Origin of the sequence: Kordia sp., assembly GCF_045105435.1 — a bacterium.
In the GTDB taxonomy this organism is placed as follows: Bacteria; Bacteroidota; Bacteroidia; order Flavobacteriales; family Flavobacteriaceae; genus Kordia.
Map to the genome: position 1 here is coordinate 1 of NZ_JBGCDL010000093.1, position 2604 is coordinate 2604.

General features: G+C 36.3%; 3 protein-coding genes and 1 tRNA gene. 1 reads left to right on the plus strand and 3 read right to left on the minus strand.

Annotation, left to right across the window (positions count from 1 at the left end):
• Positions 1 to 5 precede the first annotated feature (5 nt).
• The 3 genes from AB8B65_RS04335 to AB8B65_RS04345 form a co-directional block, all read right to left on the minus strand.
• Positions 6 to 78: transfer RNA gene (locus AB8B65_RS04335), tRNA-Met, on the minus strand.
• A gap of 57 nt (positions 79 to 135) precedes the next feature.
• Positions 136 to 318 carry a CPXCG motif-containing cysteine-rich protein gene (locus AB8B65_RS04340; protein ID WP_405299631.1) on the minus strand — a complete coding sequence of 61 codons (183 nt, stop codon included), beginning with the start codon at positions 316 to 318 and terminating at the stop codon, positions 136 to 138.
• A gap of 16 nt (positions 319 to 334) precedes the next feature.
• Positions 335 to 2257 (minus strand): ATP-binding cassette domain-containing protein, encoded by a 1923-nt coding sequence (locus AB8B65_RS04345; protein ID WP_405299632.1) that lies wholly within the window; start codon positions 2255 to 2257, stop codon positions 335 to 337.
• 85 nt (positions 2258 to 2342) lie between these two features.
• Between AB8B65_RS04345 and AB8B65_RS04350 the strand changes: the two genes are divergently transcribed.
• The coding region (locus tag AB8B65_RS04350) for a DUF983 domain-containing protein (protein WP_405299633.1) at positions 2343 to 2604 on the plus strand (262 nt) is incomplete at its 3' end.

Consider the following 2604-nt stretch of genomic DNA (forward strand, 5'->3'; position numbering starts at 1 on the left):
CTTAGTAGCGGGAACTGGACTCGAACCAGTGACCTTCGGGTTATGAGCCCGACGAGCTACCTACTGCTCTATCCCGCGATATTGGACTGCAAATATACAATCATTTTCCATTCCACCAACAAAAAAATGATTTTTTTATTGCTCTATGTTTCTTGCCTGAAAACCTATGATTTCTCCATCTTCACTAATGACCTCTAACTCAATTGGATTGCAGCAAACTTCGCAATCTTCAATGTATTTTTGAGTGCGTACAGAAGTATCAATTAGCATGGAAATTTCTTCCCAACAATGGGGACATTGAAAAAAATGTTCGTTCATATTGCAAAAATACGACTTAAGATTGTGATTCCAACGTTTCCATCTCCTCTTGAAGCGTTTCCCAATCTTCCATTAAGGTTTCTAGCGTTTTCTTTTTTCCTTGATAGGTATCGAAGAAATCTGGTTTTGCAATGGTTTCTTCGTAATTCATCGCCAATTCCATGTCAATGTCTTTGATTTCTTTTTCTAAATCGGAAATAGAACGCTCAATTTTGTTGAGTTTGTTGTTGAGCGATTTTAGTCTTTTTTGCGATTCATACGATTGTTTTGGCGCTTCCGATTTTACAATTTCTTGCTTCACAACCGTTCGTTTTTCAACTTCGCGCAAGTCTGCTACTTTGCGTTCCTCCAAATAGTAATTGATATCGCCGAGATATTCTTTTATTTTTTCATCTTTGAATTCGTACACTTTATTAGTGAGTCCTTGTAAAAAATCACGATCATGCGAAACTAAAATAAGCGTTCCTTCATAGGTTTGTAATGCTTTTTTGAGCACGTTTTTCGATTTGATATCCAAGTGATTCGTTGGCTCATCCATCACCAAAACATTGAACGGCTGCAATAACATTTTACATAACGCTAAACGATTTCGCTCGCCTCCAGATAACACTTTTACTTTTTTGTCTACTTCTTCACCTCTAAAGAGAAAAGATCCGAGCATATCACGCACTTTTGGACGTGTTTTTTCATCCGCAGCCTCAATCATAGTATCTTCTACCGTAAGGTTACCATCTAAATATTCAGCCTGATTTTGCGCAAAATAACCAACTTGTACATTGTGCCCCAATTCCATTTTTCCGTCATGCGGAATTTCGTTCACAATAATTTTAGCCAAAGTCGATTTCCCTTGCCCGTTTTGTCCAACAAAAGCAATTTTACTACTTCTTTCAACAAATAAGTCAACACCTGAAAGCACTTGTTTTTCGCCGTAATTTTTAGAAATATTTTCACCTTCCAAAACTACTTTTCCTGGTTGAACAGATACAGGAAATTGAATTGCCATCACAGCATTGTCATCAGCATCCACTTCTATACGATCAATCTTTTCTAACTTTTTTATGAGCGATTGTGCCATTGTAGCTTTGGAGGCTTTGGCGCGGAATTTTTCAATCAACTTTTCCGTATGTTGAATGTGCTTTTCTTGATTTTTTTGCGTTGCTAATTGCTGCTCACGAATTTCTTGTCGTTGTACTAAATATTTTGAATATGGTTTGTTGTAATCGTAAATACGACCTAACGAAATTTCAATGGTTCTATTGGTTACATTATCTAAAAACATTTTATCGTGCGATACAATGATGACAACGCCCGGAAAGGTTTTTAGAAACTGTTCTAACCAAATTATAGATTCTATATCCAAGTGATTTGTTGGCTCATCTAGGAGTAAGATATCGTTTTTTTGCAGTAAGAGTTTTGCCAATTCAATTCGCATGCGCCAACCACCAGAAAAGGTATCTGTTTTTTTGTCGAAATCGTTTCGTTTAAAACCCAATCCTTGCAATACTCTTTCGGTATCGCCTTTGTAATTGTATCCGCCTAATATTTCATATCGCGTCGTGAATTCGCTTAAATCTTCTATCAGTTTTGTATACGATTCGCTATCGTAATCAGTACGTTCTGATAGTTCATGGTTGATTTGATCGATTTTTAGTTCAAGTTCACGGATTTGCTCAAAAGCTTCATAACTTTCTTCTAAAACCGTTCGTCCTTGTGTAAACTCGATATCTTGTTTTAAGAAACCAATTGCAATGTCTTTGTCTGTTGCAATTGCACCTTCGTCAGGTTCGTTTTCTTTTGCAAGAATTTTTAGTAGCGTAGATTTTCCAGCGCCATTTTTTCCAATCAGTCCGACACTGTCGCCCGCATTTAGCCGAAACGCTATGTCTTTAAATAGATATGTTCCGCCAAAAGCGACAGCTATGTTGTGAATATTTATCATGAGTGTGACAAAAGTTACCGTTTTTATAAAATGTATGCCTTACTTTTGTAGTGAAACAAGATGATTTTATACTATATTTTTACAAATGTTAAAAAAAGGATCGAAATTAAATAGTATTTTAACGGGAAGTTGCCCAAAATGTCAAAACGAACCCATGTATGAGGTAAAAAACCCGTATAAATTGAATACTACGTTAAAAATGCATGAAACATGTTCGCATTGCGGGACACGTTATAAGATTGAACCTTCTTTTTTTTATGGAGCTATGTATGTGAGTTATGGCGTTGGAATTGGCTTTGCATTTGCAGCATTTGTTGTTGCAAAGTGGTTTTTGAATGCTAGTTTGC